This is a genomic window from Shouchella patagoniensis (genome assembly GCF_002019705.1).
Taxonomy (GTDB): domain Bacteria; phylum Bacillota; class Bacilli; order Bacillales; family Bacillaceae_D; genus Shouchella; species Shouchella patagoniensis.
This window is the reverse complement of the sequence record NZ_KV917377.1, coordinates 2,303,133-2,323,110: the sequence shown is the minus strand read 5'-3', so window position 1 is coordinate 2,323,110 and position 19,978 is coordinate 2,303,133. Positions and strand designations below refer to the sequence as shown.

General features: G+C 44.4%; 20 protein-coding genes. 10 read left to right on the top strand and 10 right to left on the bottom strand.

Annotation, left to right across the window (positions count from 1 at the left end):
• Positions 1-6 precede the first annotated feature (6 nt).
• Genes glpX through BK584_RS12325 form a run of 4 tightly spaced genes read left to right on the top strand, consistent with a single transcriptional unit; the run spans position 7 to position 4,022 of the window.
• Entirely contained in the window at positions 7-957 is a 951-nt protein-coding gene (glpX, locus tag BK584_RS12340; protein ID WP_367579325.1) for a class II fructose-bisphosphatase, read from the top strand.
• Positions 958-985: 28 nt separating this feature from the next.
• The gene (locus BK584_RS12335) at positions 986-2,350 is read left to right on the top strand and encodes a GntP family permease (RefSeq protein ID WP_078392883.1); all 1,365 of its coding nucleotides are present in this window, start codon (positions 986-988) and stop codon (positions 2,348-2,350) included.
• A gap of 20 nt (positions 2,351-2,370) precedes the next feature.
• The gene (locus BK584_RS12330; protein ID WP_078392882.1) at positions 2,371-3,171 is read left to right on the top strand and encodes a sugar phosphate isomerase/epimerase family protein; all 801 of its coding nucleotides are present in this window, start codon (positions 2,371-2,373) and stop codon (positions 3,169-3,171) included.
• A complete protein-coding gene (locus tag BK584_RS12325; protein WP_078392881.1) occupies positions 3,168-4,022 on the top strand; it encodes a phosphogluconate dehydrogenase C-terminal domain-containing protein in 855 nt (284 codons plus the stop codon). The genes BK584_RS12330 and BK584_RS12325 overlap by 4 nt, the downstream gene beginning before the upstream one ends.
• Before the next feature lie 93 nt (positions 4,023-4,115).
• On the opposite strand, the gene BK584_RS12320 is transcribed toward BK584_RS12325, so the two are convergent.
• On the bottom strand, positions 4,116-5,033 hold the full coding sequence (locus BK584_RS12320; protein WP_078392880.1) for an AraC family transcriptional regulator: 918 nt from the start codon (positions 5,031-5,033) through the stop codon (positions 4,116-4,118).
• A gap of 262 nt (positions 5,034-5,295) precedes the next feature.
• Here BK584_RS12320 and BK584_RS12315 point away from each other — a divergent pair, with 262 nt between their 5' ends.
• The 4 genes from BK584_RS12315 (at position 5,296) to BK584_RS25705 (ending at position 9,171) form a co-directional block, all read left to right on the top strand.
• A complete protein-coding gene (locus BK584_RS12315; protein WP_078395582.1) occupies positions 5,296-5,550 on the top strand; it encodes an Atu4866 domain-containing protein in 255 nt (84 codons plus the stop codon).
• 63 nt (positions 5,551-5,613) lie between these two features.
• Positions 5,614-6,351, top strand: coding sequence for an SDR family oxidoreductase (locus tag BK584_RS12310; protein WP_078392879.1), 738 nt, complete (start codon positions 5,614-5,616; stop codon positions 6,349-6,351).
• 566 nt (positions 6,352-6,917) lie between these two features.
• Positions 6,918-7,073 (top strand): hypothetical protein, encoded by a 156-nt coding sequence (locus BK584_RS24620; RefSeq protein WP_169871235.1) that lies wholly within the window; start codon positions 6,918-6,920, stop codon positions 7,071-7,073.
• A gap of 427 nt (positions 7,074-7,500) precedes the next feature.
• Positions 7,501-9,171, top strand: a complete 1,671-nt coding sequence (locus tag BK584_RS25705; protein WP_139365665.1) for a collagen-like domain-containing protein — start codon at positions 7,501-7,503, stop codon at positions 9,169-9,171.
• A gap of 251 nt (positions 9,172-9,422) precedes the next feature.
• Here the strand turns inward: BK584_RS25705 and BK584_RS12295 are convergent, their stop codons facing one another.
• The 9 genes from BK584_RS12295 to BK584_RS12255 are packed head-to-tail and all read right to left on the bottom strand — an operon-like array spanning position 9,423 to position 17,319.
• Entirely contained in the window at positions 9,423-9,734 is a 312-nt protein-coding gene (locus tag BK584_RS12295) for a Zn-ribbon domain-containing OB-fold protein (RefSeq protein WP_169871233.1), read from the bottom strand.
• A gap of 2 nt (positions 9,735-9,736) precedes the next feature.
• On the bottom strand, positions 9,737-10,876 hold the full coding sequence (locus tag BK584_RS12290; protein ID WP_078392877.1) for a thiolase C-terminal domain-containing protein: 1,140 nt from the start codon (positions 10,874-10,876) through the stop codon (positions 9,737-9,739).
• On the bottom strand, positions 10,877-12,358 hold the full coding sequence (locus BK584_RS12285; protein ID WP_078392876.1) for a class I adenylate-forming enzyme family protein: 1,482 nt from the start codon (positions 12,356-12,358) through the stop codon (positions 10,877-10,879).
• A complete protein-coding gene (locus BK584_RS12280; protein WP_078392875.1) occupies positions 12,355-12,849 on the bottom strand; it encodes a PPC domain-containing DNA-binding protein in 495 nt (164 codons plus the stop codon). Before BK584_RS12280 ends, BK584_RS12285 begins: the two co-directional genes overlap by 4 nt.
• Positions 12,850-12,874: 25 nt before the next feature.
• Entirely contained in the window at positions 12,875-13,642 is a 768-nt protein-coding gene (locus BK584_RS12275) for an SDR family NAD(P)-dependent oxidoreductase (RefSeq protein WP_078392874.1), read from the bottom strand.
• Between the two features lie 22 nt (positions 13,643-13,664).
• Positions 13,665-14,984, bottom strand: a complete 1,320-nt coding sequence (locus BK584_RS12270) for a TRAP transporter large permease (protein ID WP_078392873.1) — start codon at positions 14,982-14,984, stop codon at positions 13,665-13,667.
• A gap of 1 nt (position 14,985) precedes the next feature.
• Positions 14,986-15,507: a TRAP transporter small permease gene (locus BK584_RS12265; RefSeq protein ID WP_078392872.1), complete on the bottom strand. Its 522-nt coding sequence runs from the start codon at positions 15,505-15,507 to the stop codon at positions 14,986-14,988.
• 18 nt (positions 15,508-15,525) lie between these two features.
• On the bottom strand, positions 15,526-16,545 hold the full coding sequence (locus BK584_RS12260; RefSeq protein WP_078392871.1) for a DctP family TRAP transporter solute-binding subunit: 1,020 nt from the start codon (positions 16,543-16,545) through the stop codon (positions 15,526-15,528).
• Between the two features lie 15 nt (positions 16,546-16,560).
• Positions 16,561-17,319 carry an IclR family transcriptional regulator gene (locus BK584_RS12255; RefSeq protein WP_078392870.1) on the bottom strand — a complete coding sequence of 253 codons (759 nt, stop codon included), beginning with the start codon at positions 17,317-17,319 and terminating at the stop codon, positions 16,561-16,563.
• A gap of 667 nt (positions 17,320-17,986) precedes the next feature.
• Here BK584_RS12255 and BK584_RS12250 point away from each other — a divergent pair.
• The gene (locus BK584_RS12250; protein WP_078392869.1) at positions 17,987-18,217 is read left to right on the top strand and encodes a hypothetical protein; all 231 of its coding nucleotides are present in this window, start codon (positions 17,987-17,989) and stop codon (positions 18,215-18,217) included.
• 865 nt (positions 18,218-19,082) lie between these two features.
• Positions 19,083-19,961 (top strand): UTP--glucose-1-phosphate uridylyltransferase GalU, encoded by an 879-nt coding sequence (gene galU / locus BK584_RS12245; protein WP_078392868.1) that lies wholly within the window; start codon positions 19,083-19,085, stop codon positions 19,959-19,961.
• Positions 19,962-19,978: the final 17 nt, after the last annotated feature.

The window sequence follows — 19,978 nt, the reverse complement described above, 5'->3', positions numbered from 1 at the left end:
AAGCACATGCTGCTTGATTTTGTTGGAGTAACTGAGGCGGCTGCCGTTGCAGCCTACCCGTATGTTGGGAAGGGGGATAAATGGAAGGTTGACGATCTCGCAACGACTGCAATGCGTACAACTCTAAACGACATGAGTATGACAGCACGTGTCGTCATTGGTGAAGGAGAAATTGATGAGGCACCGATGCTCTACATTGGGGAAATCCTTGGGAATCGTCAAGGGTTGGAGCTTGATTTGGCAGTGGACCCCCTTGACGGCACGACCATGACCGCCAAGGGCACAAGGGATGCAATGACGATTCTTGCGGCGTCTCCAAAAAACACATTGCTTCACGCTCCCGATATGTATATGGAGAAAATGGCCGTCTGTAAAGATTTAGTTGGTCATGTTCATATCGATAAGTGCTTGGAAGAGAACATACAAGCAATTATGAAGATAAGACAGACATCAGCTGATGAGATTACAGTAGCAATCCAAGATCGTGGCAGACACGCAGAGCAAATTGAAACGTTGCGACGTTTGGGCGTGAAAACCTTGCTTTTTCATGATGGAGATGTCTCTTACGCTATTGCCGCTGCCATTGAAGAGGACCCAATTGACCTCTTTATTGGTACTGGAGGAGCACCAGAGGGTGTCATTTCAGCGGTAGCGGTTAAATGTTTAGGCGGTGATTTCCAAGCGCGCTTAAAACCTCAGAACACACTAGAAATTAAACGGTGTCAAAAGATGGGCATACAATTCGTTGAAAAAGCTTTGACCCTAGCTGATTTAGTGAAATCGGATGATTGTTTATTTGTGGCTACTGCTGTAACAGATTCCTATTTATTAAAAGGCATAAGTAAAGATTCATTAGGTTCTTATACAACTCATTCAATGTTACTTCACGGTAAAAGTCAAAAGATGCAGACTTTAAGCTCGAATTTCCTAATTCCGAAAGAAAAACAAGTAGTATGATAAAACTTATACTTAACGGGAGATACATATGACAAATGAAGGACAAATGGTTTTAGGTCTTGTTATAGGTGTTTTTGTACTAGTTTTCTTAGCTATTAAGACAAAAGTACATATTTTTCCTGCTTTGTTAATTGGAGCTTCTCTAACTGGAATTATCGGTGGCATGCCACCACTTTCAGTTATTGACTCCATAACAAATGGGTTTGGAACAACACTTAGCTCAATTGGTATCGTTATTGGTTTTGGCGTCATGCTTGGTAGAGTGTTAGAAGTATCTGGAGCAGCTGAACGGTTAGCTTTTAGTGTCATAAAAATAATTGGTAAAAGAAAAGAAGAGTGGGCAATGGCTTTGACAGGTTACATTGTCTCTATTCCAATCTTTGTGGATTCAGCCTTTGTTATTTTAGCACCTGTAATTAAAGCGCTTTCTTCAAAAACGGGAAAATCTATTGTTTCTTTAGGTGTTTCCTTAGGTGTAGGACTCATTATTACTCACCATTTTGTGCCGCCAACTCCAGGACCTTTAGGTGTAGCGGGTATCTTCGGGGTAGACATTGGACACTTACTTTTATCAGGTTTATTATTTGGAATTCCCCTCATTTTCGTAGGAGTCTATTATGCTAAATGGATTGGAAAACGAATTCATCAATTGCCTACAGAGGATGGACTAGACTGGTATCGCCCTAATAAGCCTACGACTTATCAAGAAGTACTTGATATGGAAGAAAAAAGAGAGTTGCCTTCCCTTTTTCTCTCTGTTTTACCGATTTTTCTACCAATAATACTTATTTTTATGAATACAGGATTAAATGCTCTAGGTCTTACCGGTGGGTTTTATGACTTCCTTATTTTTCTCGGAACACCAGTAGTCGCAGTAGGAATGGGATTGCTTATTGCAATTTATACATTATTTTATCGTATCAAGCGTTCAGAAGCGCTCGAAAGGATGGAAGAAGGCGTAAGCTCAGCAGGGATTATACTGTTAGTTACTGGTGCTGGTGGAGCGCTGGGTTATATTTTGCGCGATAGTGGCACGGGTGATTATATTGCCAGTCTTGTGGCGTCGTTACCGCTACCAGCTATATTAATCCCCTTTTTTGTTGCCAGTATTGTCCGTCTTATTCAAGGTAGTGGAACAGTTGCCATGATTACAGCTGCATCAATTACAGCTCCTATCTTACAAAACATGGATGTAAATTTAATATTAGCCGCTCAAGCAGCAACAATGGGGGCGTTTGTCTTTTCCTATTTTAACGATAGTGGGTTCCATGTTATTACACGACTGATGGGAATTAAAAATGTCAAAGAGCAAATTATGGTTTGGTCAATCCCTATGACTTTAATCTGGCTATTTTCACTTGGAATGTTATTAATCGCAAATGTGTTTGTTTAATTAAAAGAGGGGTGATTGACGTGCAAATAGGTTTGAGTACCTATGCATTTTTCTGGCAACATAATAGAAAAAGTAGGCCGTTAACGATGTTAGATATGATTAAGGACACGAAATCTTATGGAGGAGAAGTTTTTCAAATTTGCGACTACCCACCACTTGAAAAAGCGACGACAGAAGAATTAAAAAACATTGCAGATTATGCTGATTTTCTTGAGGTCAAGTTAGAAATAGGGACACGCGGCATTAATAAAGAACACCTGTTACATTTTAAAAAAATTGCTGAAACGTTACGTGCTAAAGTCGTTCGAACAATGCTCCACACTCCTGACGATAAACCAAGCAATGCAGAAGCATGTGAACGACTTCAAAGCGTCCTTCCATTCTACAAGGAAGCAAATATACAACTTTCATTAGAAACATATGAGCAAGTACCTACTCGTCAATTGATCGACATCGTTTGTACGTTAAATCACTCCCATTTAGGTATTTGCTTAGACCCTGCAAATACAATTGCTTCCCTTGAGATGCCAGGTGATGTCATAAAAAACACCGCTCCTTTTGTCAACAATCTTCATGTGAAAGATTTTCACTTTACAAGACATGACGGATGGGTAGGGTTTTCATTAACAGGAACTTCGTTGGGAAAGGGCTTATTAAATACAGATTTATTAATGAATTCGTTAAATCAGAAAAAGAATAAAGAGTTAAGTGCAATTCTTGAATTTTGGCTCCCTTTTCAAGGGACGATTGAAAAAACAATTGAAATTGAAAAAAAGTGGATCGAGGAAAGTATGAATTACTTAAGGAGGATAACAACATGAAAAAAAAGCAAATTACATTAATTGGTGCTGGCGGAAAGATGGGAACACGTATTACGGCGAATTTAATAAAAAATGGAGGATTTATCACTCACTTTTGCGAAAGCTCTGCAAACAAAAAGGAGGAGTTAGCGACTAAAGGCATACAGGTGAGAGAAGTATCTGAAGTTGTTCCTGATAGTGACTTTATTATTTTAGCAACACCAGATACCGTTCTTGGTCCAGTGTCCGCTCAAGTGGTACCTATGATGAAACCTGATGCTGTATTAATTACCCTTGATCCTGCTGCTGCATATGCGAATCTTCTAGCAGACCGTGACGAGATTACATCCGTTGTGGCCCATCCTTGTCATCCGTCTGTATTTGGAAAGCATCTAACAGAAGAGGAGCATGCTGATTTCTTTGGAGGTATTGCTGCAAAACAGGATGTTGTCGCCGCTAAGTATTCAGGGAAAGACTCCTTATACGAACAGTCAAAAGAAGTCATACGCTCGATGTATGCACCAGTTGAAACGGTTCATACCATTACCGTAAAACAAATGGCGATTTTAGAACCAACTTTAGCTGAAGTAATCACTTGTATGATCGGGACGGTTTTAAATGAAAGCCTTGAAGAAACAGTGAAGAAGGGTGTACCAGAAGAAGCGGCCAAAGCGATGCTATACGGTCACATTCAAATCGCTCTCGCTGTTGCTCTTAAAGGAACAAATCCTTTCTCTGATGCATGCATGGTTGCAATTGAGTACGGAAAAGAAGCGATTATTAAAGAAGATTGGAAACGCGTATTTGACGATGAAGCGCTTGATCACGTCTTAAAAGAAATGCTCCATCTTGACCACGCTATTCAAAGATAAAATCCATCTTTGCTTCACAATGAAAGACAAGCTACAAATGTTACAGTTAATTCTATTTAGGAAAAGGGTCTAACCTATGGTTATGACCCTTTTTTAGTATGATCTAATTTTTTCGTTTTTCATCGTTTCACGCAAGCGCCGAATATCCCTTTTGGGGGGTTCATTAAACAAGCGTGCATAATCTCGGCTAAAGTGTGAAGGGCTTTCATAGCCGACTTGAAAGGCAGCTTCTGCTGCTTCTATCTGATCAGATAGAAGCAATCGACGTGCTTCTTGTAACCTAAGCCTCTTCTGATACTGTATTGGGCTCATCGCCGTTATCTTCTTGAAGTAATAATACAAGGAAGAAGGGCTCATTGTTGCTTCCTCGGCTAACTTTTCAATGCGCAAGGGCAGCGAGAAATCCCGGTTAAGTCGTTTGATCACCTTTGCAATTCGCTGTGTATGGCTACCCATTAAAGCAAATTGTCTCAAGACCTCACCTTGATCGTTTTGGATGACTCGATATACCATTTCTCGCATCATAGTGGGGGCTAGTATCGGAATATCGTGTGGCGTTTCCAGCAATCGGACGAAACGAAGTGTGGCATCGTAAAGCGTATCGTTTAGATGGTTGATCATCAAGCCGCGCCTAACGACACCGTCGGGCTTTGCTTCTTGATCGGAAGCGCGGATGATATCGAGGATCTGCTTCATATCGAGTTGCAATTGAAGGCTCAAATAAGGTGTTTCCAGGGAAGCTTCTATGACTTGGCCTGTAATCGGTAAATGGACGGAAGCCGTTAAATAGCTGCCAACACCATATTGGAAGTTTTCATTTCCCAGCATAACCAATTTTGAACCTTGTGCTACGATGCAAAGGGAAGGTTCATATACGGAATGAACCGGCTCGGACATATGAGACGCGCGAATAAAACGCAAAGCAGGAATCACCGTCTGATAGGTACCGTCTTTTTTCGTAAACCGTTCTATGATTCGTGCCAACTCTCCTTTATCCCTTACGTCATCCATTCGTCTCGTCTCCTCTGTATCTACTCATAATTTTAAATATATAATCATTTGGAGAAATAGGCAATGATTCTGTAGGATCTAGCTACCGCCTTCCTACAAAATGGTTTCATAATAAAGCTAGGCTAATTTACCAGTCTTTTAAGGAGGTGACAACATGACAGGTAAATTTCTGCTGATGGTTGCGTTGTTTTGTGTCATGATGCTGCAGTCCTGTCAGAATGCTTCGGAAATAGAAGAGTCGAACACGGAAGAAGGGGATCGGATGAATAATCAACGTTCAGAAAGTCATTCTTATGTTGGGATGTGGGTGACAGAAGATGGATTTGTTCGGCAAGAATTGTTGCCGAATGGGCGCTATGATGAAGCGCGAGGTGACCGCGAGAGTGCCTATCAGGGTAAGTATACAATTGATGGAAATAAGATCGAATATGTCGATGATACAGGGTTTACGGCCGATGGTCATTTCCGGAATGATGTACTCTACCATGCGGGTATGGTGTTTTATCGAGAGGAGTAGTTGTAATTTTATGAATATATTCGCTGTTACATTCAATTATATCAACTGAAGGAGCGAGATACAATGCATGAAATAAGTGGAAAAGTAGTTGTGATTACAGGAGCAAGTAGCGGAATTGGCGAAGCAACCGCGCGATTACTCGCCCATCAAGGAGCTCACGTCGTTATAGGTGCTAGGCGTTTAGGTCGACTAGAAGCATTGGCCTCCTCTATTCATTCGGAGGGAGGTTCTGCAGTAATTCAACAGCTTGATGTGACGGATATGGAACAAATGAAAGCGATTATTGGTTTAGCACAAGACAGATTTGGACAGATTGATGTTGTGATAAACAATGCTGGTGTGATGCCGTTATCCCCTTTAGAGGCATTAAAAATAGATGAATGGAACCAAATGATTGATGTCAATATTCGCGGTGTTCTTCACGGGGTTGCAGCGGGTCTTCCAGTTATGAAAGCACAAGGATTCGGTCAATTCGTTCATATTGCTTCGATCGGTGCATACGAGGTAACGCCAACAGCTACAGTATATTGTGCTACCAAATATGCGGTTCGAGCCATTAATGAAGGATTAAGGCAAGAGGAAGGGAATCATATTCGGTCAACACTCATTTCGCCAGGTGTAACGGAATCTGAACTAGCCGATAGCATTACCGACGATGAAACAAAACAGTTTATGAAAGAATATCGTCGCAAAGCACTTCAGGCAGACGCCATTGCTCATGCCATCAGTTATGCAATTCAACAACCAAGCGATGTCGCTGTCAATGAAGTGATTGTGAGACCGACTACATCGCTCACTTAAGACATCATTTACGCTTATAACGAAAATACGAAAAGAGAGCGTATATGCTCTCTTTTTTTGCAATGCGTGTCTATCTGATTTTTTTAATAGAACCACTACTTTGTTTAAATGATCATAGCTGGACGTAAAGTTGAGAAAAGAGCAGAAGGTCCTTTAGATTTCACACAGTGGATTGCAATCTCTCCCTGCTGTTCCCTCCAATTCAACGCCGCTTAATGTTGATTTATCCCTATGCCATAACAATAACATATTCTTATTTTTATATTGAAGAAACTGCCGCAAAGAGGTGGCAGTTTGATTCAAGATATAGAAAAAACGATACCGCCTCATTCATAATTAAGCAATTAAAGATACTTTAATTGACCATGTTTTTCTTCCACAAACTTTCTATTTTTATAGGCTTCACTTCCCCCTCGATCTTTCCAAACCTCGGCTGTACAACATAAACACCGAGCGTACGCTCTTTTCTTCATTCAATTATGTAAATGACTCTTCTTACGTGTGCGCTGCAAGCAAAGCGGGTAACGGGATAATAGAGAAATCAGACAGACGAAGGAGGGTCTTTTATGCTAGACCCATGTGAACGTTTCCTGTTCGAACGGGAGATCTCTTTTTTACAGCAGCTAAAAGAACTTGGGTCAAATGAAAGTGAGAGCTTACTAAAAGCTATAGATGAAGAGATTGATTTTTTGCGTTTAGTGTTGGATGAGAATCAACAGTAGAAAGAAATTTTTATGATTCGAATGTCTTAATAGGGCAGTGGAAGACTGCCTTTACATAAAGAACTCAAACCTAAGTAGCGCTCCCGCTTTTGGATGCACTGCTTTTTTTTTCGAGGTATTATAAGCTCTTACGACAGAGAGCAGTGAAATGGGGGGAGGGATCGAGTAATGAAAGGGTGGAGAACCGCTGTTGTTGGTGTAATACTGATTGCCTAGTTCGCGTATGCACCGTTCGTTTCTACTAAATTTTTGTTCCTCACATTCGAACTCGTCGTATACGCACTTTCTTTTTTAAGCTTTATATTTACTATGTTTTCTTTTTTAATTCATAGCCCGGTCGATGAGTGGAGAATGATGAAAAGTAATAACGCATTCTTATTCATCCTCATATCTTAAGAAATAAGGTTATTAAAGAAGGTGAAGTACGTTGAATTTTAATGAAGAAGGTTCAGGTATCCAAAGGTTTAGGAGAAGCTTAACAAACGGAAGCGGATTATTTAATCGTGTTGGTTCTACTGGACCTACCGGACCTACTGGACCAACAGGTCCAACGGGTGAAGGGAGGACAGGTATTACTGGGCCTACCGGAGCGACCGGAGCCACAGGGTCAACCGGAGCCACGGGAGTAACGGGGCCAACGGGAGCGACCGGAGTAACAGGGTCAACCGGAGCCACCGGGGCAGCAGGAGCCACGGGAGGCACCGGAGCTACTGGTGTAACAGGAGCAACAGGCTTAACGGGATCGACAGGATCTACGGGAGTAACAGGAGAAACGGGATCGACAGGAGCAACCGGAGCCACCGGTGTAACTGGAGTAACCGGGCCAACCGGAGAAACGGGATCGACCGGGGTAACAGGAGCCACTGGAGTAACAGGGTCAACTGGAGCCACTGGAGTAACAGGGTCAACTGGAGCAACGGGAGTAACAGGATCAACCGGAGTAACAGGGGTAACCGGAGCAACGGGAGCAACAGGTCCAACGGGAGCGACAGGAGCCACCGGGTTAACAGGAGCAACTGGGCTAACTGAATCGACAGGAATAACTGGATCGACAGGAGCAACCGGAGTAACAGGAGTAACTGGGCTAACTGGATCTACAGGCTTAACGGGAGCAACGGGAACAACAGGAGCCACGGGAGCCACGGGAGCCACCGGAGTAACAGGAGAAACGGGAGTGACCGGGGTAACAGGAGCTACTGGTGTAACTGGAGCAACGGGAGTAACAGGGGCAACAGGAGCCACGGGAACAACCGGAGCAACAGGGTTAACGGGAGCAACAGGAATCACCGGAGCAACAGGAGTAACCGGAGTAACGGGAGCAATAGGGCCAACGGGAGCGACCGGAGCCACAGGAACAACAGGGACAACAGGAGCCACCGGAGTAACGGGAGCAACAGGTCCAACAGGACCAACTGGAGCCACGGGAACAACCGGAGCAACCGGGTTAACGGGAGCAACAGGAGAAACAGGAGAAACAGGAGAAACTGGAGCAACGGGAGCAACGGGAGTAACCGGAGCCACCGGGTTGACAGGCGCGACCGGAGCCACCGGGTTGACAGGCGCGACCGGAGCCACCGGGGGCACCGGAGTAACAGGATCAACCGGAGCCACGGGAGTAACCGGATCTACAGGAGCCACAGGAATCACCGGAGTAACGGGAGGTTTCCCACCTGCTCATGGTTACGTCTATAACACAGGGGCACAAACGATACCTTCTGGGGGGAACGTTTTATTCAGCACAAATGGTCCTTTAATTGGTGGTATTGCTCATGTGCCTGGAACAGCACTAATTACTGTGACAACTGGAGGGAATTATTGGGTTTCTTATGAAATCACCAAGCAAGTTACTGTTGGAGGAGTTGATCCTGCTGCTTATGCAATCGTTTTAAATGGAACAACACAACTTTCAACCCAGTATGGACAAATTGGTTCCAGCATCAATACAACGAGACTTGTTTCGGGATTTGCAATCTTAACCATTCCAAGCGGAGCAAGTTTGACCCTACAAAATGTTGGGGCTACAGCTGATATTCTATCAGTTACAGCTAATGGAGTAACCATTATTAATGCTTCATTTCAGTTGACAAGACTCAGCTAAAATACGTGCAGTTTTCAGGTTTTCATTTAAGGACTCACCCTCCTGATCATTCACTATAAATCTGATAAAGGGTGCTGTTGTCTTGCAGGAAATACAAAAAGGACTTTTCTTCACTGTAAAGGGAGATATTGACAGAGAAATACTTCAGTTTCTATTCTATTGGTGTTCCGGCTCACAAACGACTAGTTACAGTAAAGAAAACAAACAACCAGACGGTTTCACACCGTCTGGTTTCCTCTTTAGAATTCCATCTATCGTTTTGATACTACATACGCTCGGTCTTGAATTTCCGATACAACGACGGGGTCATTGATCGCAATGGTATCGCCGGTATACTTTGTGGTGATACGCAGTCCTTCATCAAGGTCAACGAGGAGAACAAAGTAAGGCGCGTCTTGTGCGTATTTCTTAGGGGCGGCATGAATTTTTGTATAGGAGTAAACCGTTCCCTGGCCTGCAATCGGTTGCTTCTCTAGCTCATCGCTTAAGCAAGACGAGCAAAATTGTTTGTCTTCAGTCCAGCGTTTGTTGCACGTAGGGCAATAAGCTGTTGGAATGTCCAATGTTACACACCTGCCTTTTTGAAAATGTGCACAGTGGAGTAGGCGCCTGTGCCGCCAAGGTTTTGAGAAAGTCCGATTTTGGCACCGTCTACTTGGTTGCATGCCCTGCCTTGAAGCTGCTGCACAATCTGGACGATTTGTGCAACACCTGTAGCGCCGATGGGGTGGCCTTTGGAAAGCAAACCACCACTCGTATTAACAGGGATGGTGCCGCCGTGCTTTGTTTGTCCTTGTTCGACTGCCTCAAAGCCGTGTCCATGTTCGAAGAGACCAAGCTCTTCGATGGCGATGATTTCAGTCATTGAAAAACAATCGTGAAGTTCGACGACGTCCAGTTCTTTGGGACCGAAGCCTGCTTCAGCGTAAGCTTGCTGGGCAGATGTGTACGTCGCATTCATGCGCAGCATGTCAGGTACTTCCTGCATGAGCGGTGTTCCCGATGACTGGCCAGAGGCCAGCACCTCTACACCGCCGCTGTTCGTTCGTTGAATGACGACCGCGGCTGCGCCGTCAGAAATAGGGGAGCAATCAAACAAGCCAAGCGGCTCGGTAATCGGTCTAGCGTTCATGATTTCCTCAATGCTTGCCGGTTTTTTAAATTGTGAAATCGGATTGTTTAATGCGTACATCCGGTTTTTGTGAGCAACGAGCGCAAGGTGTTTTTTGGTTGCGCCGTACTCATGCATATACCGATTAGCGAGAACACCGAAAAATCCGGGAAACGTAAGGCCTGAAAAGCTTTCGCTCGATTCGTTGTCCATCGCATAATTCACAGCGGTAATGACCGTTTCCGTCGGGTGATTGGTCATCTTTTCTCCGCCAGCAACAAGCACACAATCATACTCTCCGGCTTTAACAAGCTGATACGCTTGCCGGAATGCAATCCCACCTGAAGCGCACGCCCCTTCAGTTTTCATCGTTGGTATCGGGCCAAGCCCGAGTTCACCGGCAATCATTGCCCCTAATATTTCTTGATTTGCAAGGGGACCACCGATGAAGTTGCCGATAAACAAGGCGTCCACTCGTGGGCGCTCTGCTTCAAGTAACGCCTCTCGACATGCTTGAAGCAACAACGTTTTTAACGATTCATCGCGTTTGCCAAAAGGGGTAATGCCTGTTCCTGTTACAGCAATAGCAGTCATTCACTTCACCCCTTCCTTGTAAAGGTTACGCAGTTCTCTGCGGAGAATTTTCCCATACGAATTCTTGGGAAGTTCGCTTACAAATTGCAGAAAAGACGGTTTCTTGTAACTAGCTAAGTTTTGTTTGCAATGGTGCAAGAGGTCCGCGGTTTGTGCGGTGTGCCCTTGCTTTAAGACAACATGCGCATACACGCTTTCACCCCATTTGTCATCGGGTACACCGAAGACACATGTTTCTTTCACATCAGGGTGTTCGTTGAGGACTTCTTCCACTTCACGGGGGTAAATGTTCATCCCTCCACTAATAATGATGTCTTTTTTTCGATCGATGAGATGCAAGTAGCCTTGTTCGTCGACCCACCCCATGTCACCGGTGTAAAACCAGCCGTCCCGAATCGCTTCAGCGGTGGCTTCTTCATTGTTCCAATACCCGTTCATGACGAGTGGGCCTTTGCATGTCACTTCTCCAACCATACCTTGAGCCACTTCTTTGCCGTCTTCATCCCGAATGCACATCTCAACGACCGGGCTGACCGCTCCACAAGAAGCGAGGCGCTCATGCAGCTTGCGTTTTGGCATAATCGTGATCGTCATCGGCGCTTCGACAAGACCGTACGTTTCCGCAAAAATTGGTCCAAGCTGTTCAAGCGCGGTGTGTAGCTTCTCCACTGCAATCGGCGCACCCGCCATATTAATCGATTTTAAATAGCGGAGTTTATAAGGGGTAAAGCTTGGTTCATGAATCATCATGTTTAAAATTGTTGGCACCATAAAAATGGTTGTAATTTTTTCCTGTTCAAGCTCATCCATAAAGTGTACAGGATCAAACGTATCGAAAATGACTTGCTTCAGCCCTAAGATCAACGCACATTGTGCGAGAAAATTGCTTCCGTGCGTGAGTGGTGCGACATGCCCAATGATGTCGTCATAGCTGATTTCACAAGCCATCATCAGCGATTGGGCCGAAGAGACCATCGCTCGGTGCGAGAGAATTGCTCCTTTTGGTCTGCCGGTTGTCCCTGACGTGTACATCAGGGCATAAGGATCGGTTTCAACCACATTGATCGTAGGTAGGGTGAGCGCTTGCTCGGCTAAAAAAGACGCCAGCGAGTGTTCTACCGTATAAACAGGGCAGTCGACCGTCAAAGGGGAGAGCAATGCCTTTTCGCCAATTAGGACAGAGACACCAGCGTGATCAATAATGTACGCCATCTCTTTTGGGTGTAGTTTAAAGTTGATCGGGACTTTGATGAATCCTGCCATCGCTACAGCCACGTCAAGGAGGACGTGCTCTGCTCGGTTGGACATCAGAATGCCCACGCGGTCGCCTTTTGTCAGACCGAGAGCGGTCAACCCGTTCGCCAAGCGACTTGAATCTTCTTGCAGCTCGCGGTAGGTGAGTGTTCGGAAGCGATCGACGACAGCCACTTCCTCTGAATATTGCCTGAATGCTTTTTTTGCTAATGAGCCAAGTGTGGTCATCGGTTGCTCTCCTCTCTTTGAGTGAAATTCATCACCTTGTAGCCGAGCGAGCGATCGTATTGTCTCGTCGCAGCGACGACTGGGGAGGTTTGAATCACAAATTCAACGATAATGCAGACTTTGTTTAAGCCGCGAAGAAAATGACCCGCTTGAATGCGTTCGTCCTGTCGTTCTACCAAGCCGTGCATATGAAGATCGAGTTCCCCGGTCTCGTCTTCACAAATAAATCCGGTCGCTTGAATCAATTCGACGGGTTCAGAAATGATGGTAGGTGCCGCATAGCCGCTCGGTTTGCCACCTTCCGTTTTAAAGACCGTAAAGCCGGTTTGCTCAAGTGAACCGATACATGTCACCATGCCAGAACGGATGTCGTAGTCCTCACAAATGAGCAGAATCGTGTCCATCAAATCATCGCCGGCGGCGAGGGAGCCGTAAACCGTTTGATTGTTGGTTGTCAGTTGACTATGTGACCGCCTTTTCTCCAATGTCATATCCAACCCTCCTCTTGCTTGTGAATTAACCAATGGCGCTTCCTCCACACACTTTGAGGACTTCACCTGTCACATAATCAGAATGAGGCGAAGCGAAGTAGACCACTGCTCCAGCGATGTCTTCAGGTGTACCCATTCGCTGTATGATTTGATTTGTCAGTGGATAATCCATGCCTTTTGTAATCTCGGTTTCAACTGGACCTGGCGCAATGCTGTTGCATGTGATGCCAAGTGAACCAACTTCCTTTGCGACCCAACGAGTAAAGGCGATGACGCCCCCTTTTGACGCGGCGTAGCCAGGGCCCGAACGCTCCGATTTCTTTCCGTTGCTAGAGGCAAAAGGACCGCCCATGATGCCAGAGATCGAACTAACGTTAATGATCTTTCCTCGTTTCTGTTCCTTCATATACGGGTAAATGGCCGCTTGTGTCATCAGAAAGGTCCCTTTTAAATTCGTATTGATGTCTCGTTCCCATAAGTCTTCCGTCAGGTTTTCCAAGTCTACCCGGGCGCATGTGCCTGCATTGTTGACGATCGTATCGATTCGGGAAAAGGTTTGATAAACGTCAGCCATCAAGCGCTTAATCGCCTGTGAATCGTTAATGTCCATCACGATTGACAGCACCTCTACGTCAGGCGCTTCTTGTAGAATCGTTTGTTTCATTTCTTCACTCGGTAAAATGTCGACCAATACGACGTTTGAACCTTCCTTTGCGAGAGCGAGGGCGGAAGCTGCACCAATTCCTCGTGCGGCTCCTGTAATAATGGCGACTTGATTTTTTAGTTTTTTCATGTGTAAATCCTCCTTTTTGAGATTACATTCCAAGTAAATCAGGGAGCCAGTTTGAAACAGCTGGCACGTACATCACGATCAGCAAGACTACAAGGGAAGCGATTAAAAATGGGGCAACCCCTTTAACGATCTGTTCAGAAGAAACACCGGATATGCCGCTTGCGACAAATAGGTTTAACCCGACAGGAGGCGTGAATAAGCCAATCGCAAGGCTGACCGTCATCATCACACCGATTGTCGTTGGATCGATGCCAACTTCAAGCAAAATTGGCATAAGCAACGGTATGAAAATGTAAAAGGCGGAAATCGCATCAATAAAAGCACCGACAAGTAAGAGAATGACCGCAACAAGCAGCATCAAAAGGAGTGGATTCGACGTAACCGTTAACACGGCCTGCGTAATCGTAGCGGCAATTTGCTGGGTGGCAATGATGTACGAGAATAAAGAAGCAACCCCGACAATGAACATAATCACTGCCGATTGAACAGAGGCATCAATCAAGATCTTCGGAATGTCTTTTACGCTCAATTCCCGGTAAAAGGCAAGGCCAACGATCAGGGCATAAAAGACGGCAATGACGGCTGCTTCTGTTGGCGTGAAGATTCCTGAATAGATGCCGCCAAGAATGATGACTGGGATGAGCAAACCAGGTAAGGCGTTTAAAAAAGCGCGCAGCACATCAAGAAGGGGCGCTTTTTCAACAGCGGCTGCGACTTCTTCTTTTGATTGCGTTGCTCTCGTGCGTTTGCTCACGTAAATACTTGCGATCAGAAGGCCGGTGGCAAGAAGAATGCCCGGTATGATTCCTGCGATAAATAGGCGGCTAATCGATATGCTAATAAAGTCGCTCGCAATGACCGCAAACACAATAAAAGCGATACTTGGAGGCAAGATAATGCCAAGGGAACCAGAGCTTGCGACGAGAGCCGATGCGCTATTTTTTTTGAAGCCATTTTGCACGAGTGCAGGGATGAGGATCGCACCCATTGCGGCGACCGTCGCAGGCCCCGAACCGGAAATCGCTGAGAAAAAGAAGGCAGCGACGATGGCAACGATAACGATGCCATTTTTGCGATGGCCAAATGCAAGATAAGCCAAGTCGATCAATCGTTTGGAAATGCCTGAATACCCCATAATCACACCTGCGAGTACAAAAAACGGAATCGCCAGTAGCGTGAACGATGAAATCGATGAATACATGATGCTTGGAAGAAGGGCGAGTGACGACCAACCAGAATCAAGAAGCAGGACGATCACAGCGGCAATGCCAAGCGCAAAGGCGACAGGCAGATTAATGAAAATGAGCAAAAAGAAGACGAGAAATAAAAGGGCGGTCAACATCTCATTTCAGCTCCCTCGACTTGGTTTCACTCGCTTCCCATTGATGAGCGACTGGCGATGAATGAAGCCCTTTCCACTGTAAAATCGTCATCTCCACTGTCCGAATGATACAGAAGAGGGAGCCGATAGGAATCGAAAGGGTGAACAGCCATTGGGGAATATTAAGTGCTGGCGTCACACGGCCACGTTCAAGCTGGTTTAATGCAAGCTCCAACCCGAAATGGAGGGTGAGAAGAAGAAAAACAACCATAAGACCACTCGTAACGAGCAACGTGATGCGACGCCATTTCGCAGTCATTTTTTCATACAGAAACCGAAAACTGAAGTGGGCATTGCGTTTAATCGCAATCGAAGCACCGATAAATGTCGCTAATACGAATAAATGAATCGTCAGTTCTTCCGCAAAAGCAAACGATGAATCAAAGAAGTAACGTGAGAGTACGTTCGCAAATGTAATGATGGCCATGCCTGCCATCGAAATAATCACAAGCGCATATTCAATGTAAGTCAATCCTTTCATCATGTCTGATCCCCCAATCGGTTATGAACCATTTGCTTCTTTTTGGAATGTATCGAGATTGTCTGCGCCCCAGATGTCACGGAAATGGTCGTAGACCGGTTGAGAACTTTCTCGAAATAACTCAATTTCCTCATCCGTCGGATAATAGATTTCCATGCCTAATTCCACAAGTTCCTCAAGCTGGGCCTGTTCCTTTTCCCGCGTGATTTCAATTTGGTACGCATTGGCTTCCGCGGCTACTTCTTGAATCAGCGTTTGGTCTTCGGTGGACAAAGAATCAAATAAATCTTTATTCATCCCGAGAATAAGCGCGTCATAAACGTAGTTCCACATCGTCATGTACGCTTGAACTTCGACAAGACCAGACGAGTACGTCACATCGACCGGGTTTTCTTGGCCATCAATCGTTCCTTGTTGGAGGGCGGTATACACTTCCGAAAAAGCCATCGTGATCGGGTCGGCCTGTTGACTGCGATACAAGTTTGTAAACACGCCCATGCTCGGAATCCGGATTTTTAAATGGTCCAAGTCTTCTGGTGTATGAATTGGTCTCGTGTCATTTGTAATCTGTCGGAATCCACTTTCCGCAAACCCTAACGGCTCCACGCCCCGTTCCCGCAACATGTCTTCAATTAACTGACCGCTCTCGCCCGTTAAGACGCGCTCAGCATCGTCAAAATCATTGATCAGAAACGGTGCACTCAATACGCCAAAACGTGGATCAATGCCGGCATAGATAATGCTGGAGTTATAAGAGAAATCTTTAATCCCGTCCATGAGCTGCTCGACGCCCGCTTCCGGATTCCCCGCAGATAATTGCTCATTCGTATAAACGTCAATGAGTAGACGCCCATCCGACTTGTCTTCAAGGTCGGAGGCGAACTTCGTGGCTGCCTGGTACCAAGTCGACCCAGGGCCGACGGTGACACTCATTTTCCACTCATGAATCTCTTCACCGTCGGATGTCGTCTCTGCTGAACACGAGCCCAGTAAGCATGTCAGTGATGCCAAAACAAACAAGATTGGTTTCACTTGTCTCATCGAATTCCTCCTCCCTTAACGCGTCTCTCTCCACCCTAATTCTTTCGAAATCTCCGCAGCATAGCGCATCACAATCTCAATCGTTTCGTTTGTTTTCGCCTCATCAAAGCGAATCGATACACCCGCTACACTTAAGGCGGCAACCATTTCCCCTGACGAATCGCGAATCGGAGCCGCAAACCCTTTTAGCCCCACTTCATACTCTTCCTCATCAATCGCATAGCCTTGATCACGAATGTGCGCAAACTCAGCTTTAAGCGCCTGTTTGGTTGTCAGTGTGTTAGCAGTCTTTGAAACAAACGTCGTTTTTGCGAAAAATGACTCAAGCTGCACGTCTGGTAATTCTGAAAGAAACAGTTTCCCTGAAGCGACCGTATACGACGGAGCGCCATCACCGGGTTCAATCACGATTCGGACGGTTTGTGAGCTTTCGAGCTTATCTAAATACGTCACATGCCATTGGTGGAACGATGACAATAAAGCGCTTTCATTTGTCTCGTCAACCAACTTCCGCAAGTACGGTTTCGCTAATCCTTCAACATCGAAATGGCTTTGGGCCATCATCCCAAGTTGGATAAACCGGTGCGTCAGACGGATTTCTTGATTGGCCATCTTTTCGGTAAAACCCATTCCTTCTAAATTGGCTAAAAATCGATGCAACGTGCTCGCATTCATACCAAGATGCTTTGCTAGTACGGAAGCGGATCTTGGTTTCTCGCTTAACGCCTGGATAATGTTAAATGTTTTAATCAAACTTTTATTTTCATAGCTCACCCCAAGCCCTCACTTTCACTATATGAAACTGAATTTTCTGTATATAAAAACACTACTTCAAGAAGGAAGCCACTGTCAACCTTGATTTTTCTGAAAATATAAAATGGGGTGATTGAGATATGTGTAGCACGGGTTTAATCAAGAGGAATAATCGCGCGGTATATGTAAGTATTATCTGTATACAAACTTTATAAAGGGAGCGTTTTAATAATAGGAATTAACCCATTAAGGATTAGGGGGTGTTTGGTCGGAAATATAGATTTGTTGGTCGGCAAAACTAGTTGTATCAATCTTCGATCATTGAAGGGACTTCTCAGGTATGCAAATTGAAGGTGAATTAGATTTCTAAAATCAGGGTGCCATTTTTAGACGATATAAAGGCTTTGCTGGTATCTGGCGTGATAGTTCCTTCATACCAAAATGCGCATCGATTCTAAATAGAATGGGAGGTCATTCAGATTAACAACAAACATGATGTTGATAAAGAAACGAGAGAAAAAATAGGGGAATCGATTAATAATGGTATGTCAGGAAGACTAGATAGCTTTGGTTTTGGTGGTTGCTTAACACAAATAGTTACAGTAATCATTCTAGTAATCCTTTTACTCATGCTAGCTTATTGTCGAGGATAAACTCGTTTGGTTAAACAGACACTGGTGCACGAGTTATGAAAGAGGATAAAAGAAAAGTAGTAGACACGTTTTTGATTAGGACCCTACCAAGGCGATTGATGATTGAATCTGCTTTTGCAGAGGAAACGAAACAATTGTTAAGAGACAAAGGCTATCAACTAATTGAATGGCAGAGCCCTTATTATTTTGGCGGGGTGCAAGCACTTGTGTGGGAACAAGTAGAAGACGGAGAGATTCGGATCGAAGGAGCGGCAGATAAACCTTAATGGAAGTTGGGATGCGGCGTCCTTTGTTCCGAGTTAGGCGTATGAATAGGGAAGAAGATGCCTAGGGGATAAAACTAGGCATTTTTTCTTTCTGTGAATGAACATGAATAGGTACGTTGTCATTCTCTTGTTTCATTAGTATAGGAAGGAAAGTGGAAACACTAGTTCATTTGACTTAGACACATTAAGACTAGCAAATCAGAGCTGTAACGAATGTGTAACGCTAGAATTCGTATACTAGCGTTCATTGAACAATGTGATGAACCTGGAAGAATCAGTAAACATGCGATCAAATCAATTGGTTTCGATTTCTACAAAAAATAAAAAATTTTCGACAAGAATAGACATTTCCACTATGCTACTGTTGGGAAAACATGAATTGGAAATGTCAACCGAGTAAAATATATTTGAGAGAAATTACTTTTTTTGATGGAAGATATTACATTAATATGGTACATTATGAGTATTCTTTTCGAAAAATAGGAATTAATTGAACGAATGGCAATAGCGTTGTTGGGAAACACGATTTAGAAACATGTCGAACCGCAACGAATGAACAAAAAAATAAAAACATTCAAACAAAGTAGGATGGTCACGTCTTCAAGACCACTATCAACGGAGGCACTCGGCTATGCTACGGGTTTTACCTTAGGTGCTGGTCGCCGATGGCATGGTGTGAGGAGAGGTTAGATGCCTCAGGGCAAACGCCCAAACGAATAAACTGTTAAAAAACAGTTAGAAAAGCGCTTACATTAAGTTTGTGAGAATTATTCTAACTGTTTTTACTATGTTAAAAAGTTCGACAACAACTCTAACGAATGTATGTCATTTTTACGATTATTATTTCAAAATAGGAGTGATTCATATGTCAAAAGTAAAAAAAGCGATTATCCCAGCAGCTGGTCTAGGTACACGATTCTTACCAGCAACAAAAGCAATGCCAAAAGAAATGCTTCCGATTGTTGATAAGCCAACGATCCAATACATTATCGAAGAAGCGATCGAAGCAGGAATAGAAGACATCATTATCGTTACGGGAAAAGGAAAACGCGCAATCGAAGACCATTTCGATCACGCTTTCGAACTTGAACAAAACCTGTTTAATAAAGGCAAAATGGATATGCTTGAAAAAGTACAAGCCGCCTCGAAAGTAGAGATTCATTACATAAGACAAAAAGAACCAAAAGGACTTGGCCACGCGGTATGGTGTGCCAGAAAGTTTATTGGCAATGAACCATTTGCCGTTCTTCTTGGAGACGACATCGTTCAAGCGGACACGCCATGTTTAAAACAACTGATGAACCAATACGATGAAACGGAACGGTCTGTCATTGGTGTGCAAACAGTGCCAAATGACCAAACGCACCGCTACGGCATCATTGATCCCGAATCGAAAAACGACCGTCTGTACCGCGTGAACAGTTTTGTAGAAAAACCAGCACAAGGTACTGCACCGTCGAACCTAGCAATTATGGGACGCTACATCTTAACGCCAGAGATTTTCGAATTTCTTGAAAAACAAGAAACGGGTGCAGGTGGAGAAATCCAATTAACCGATGCAATTCAAGCAGTGAATGAACAAGAAAGTGTATACGCCTATGACTTTGAAGGCAAACGCTTTGATGTTGGTGAGAAGCTTGGATTTGTTTTGACGCAATTGGAGTTTGCGCTGGAGCGGGAAGATTTGAAAGATGCGCTGATTGAGAAGATGAGGGAGTATGTTGAACTTTCTCAAGTTAAATAATCTAACATTGGGGAGTG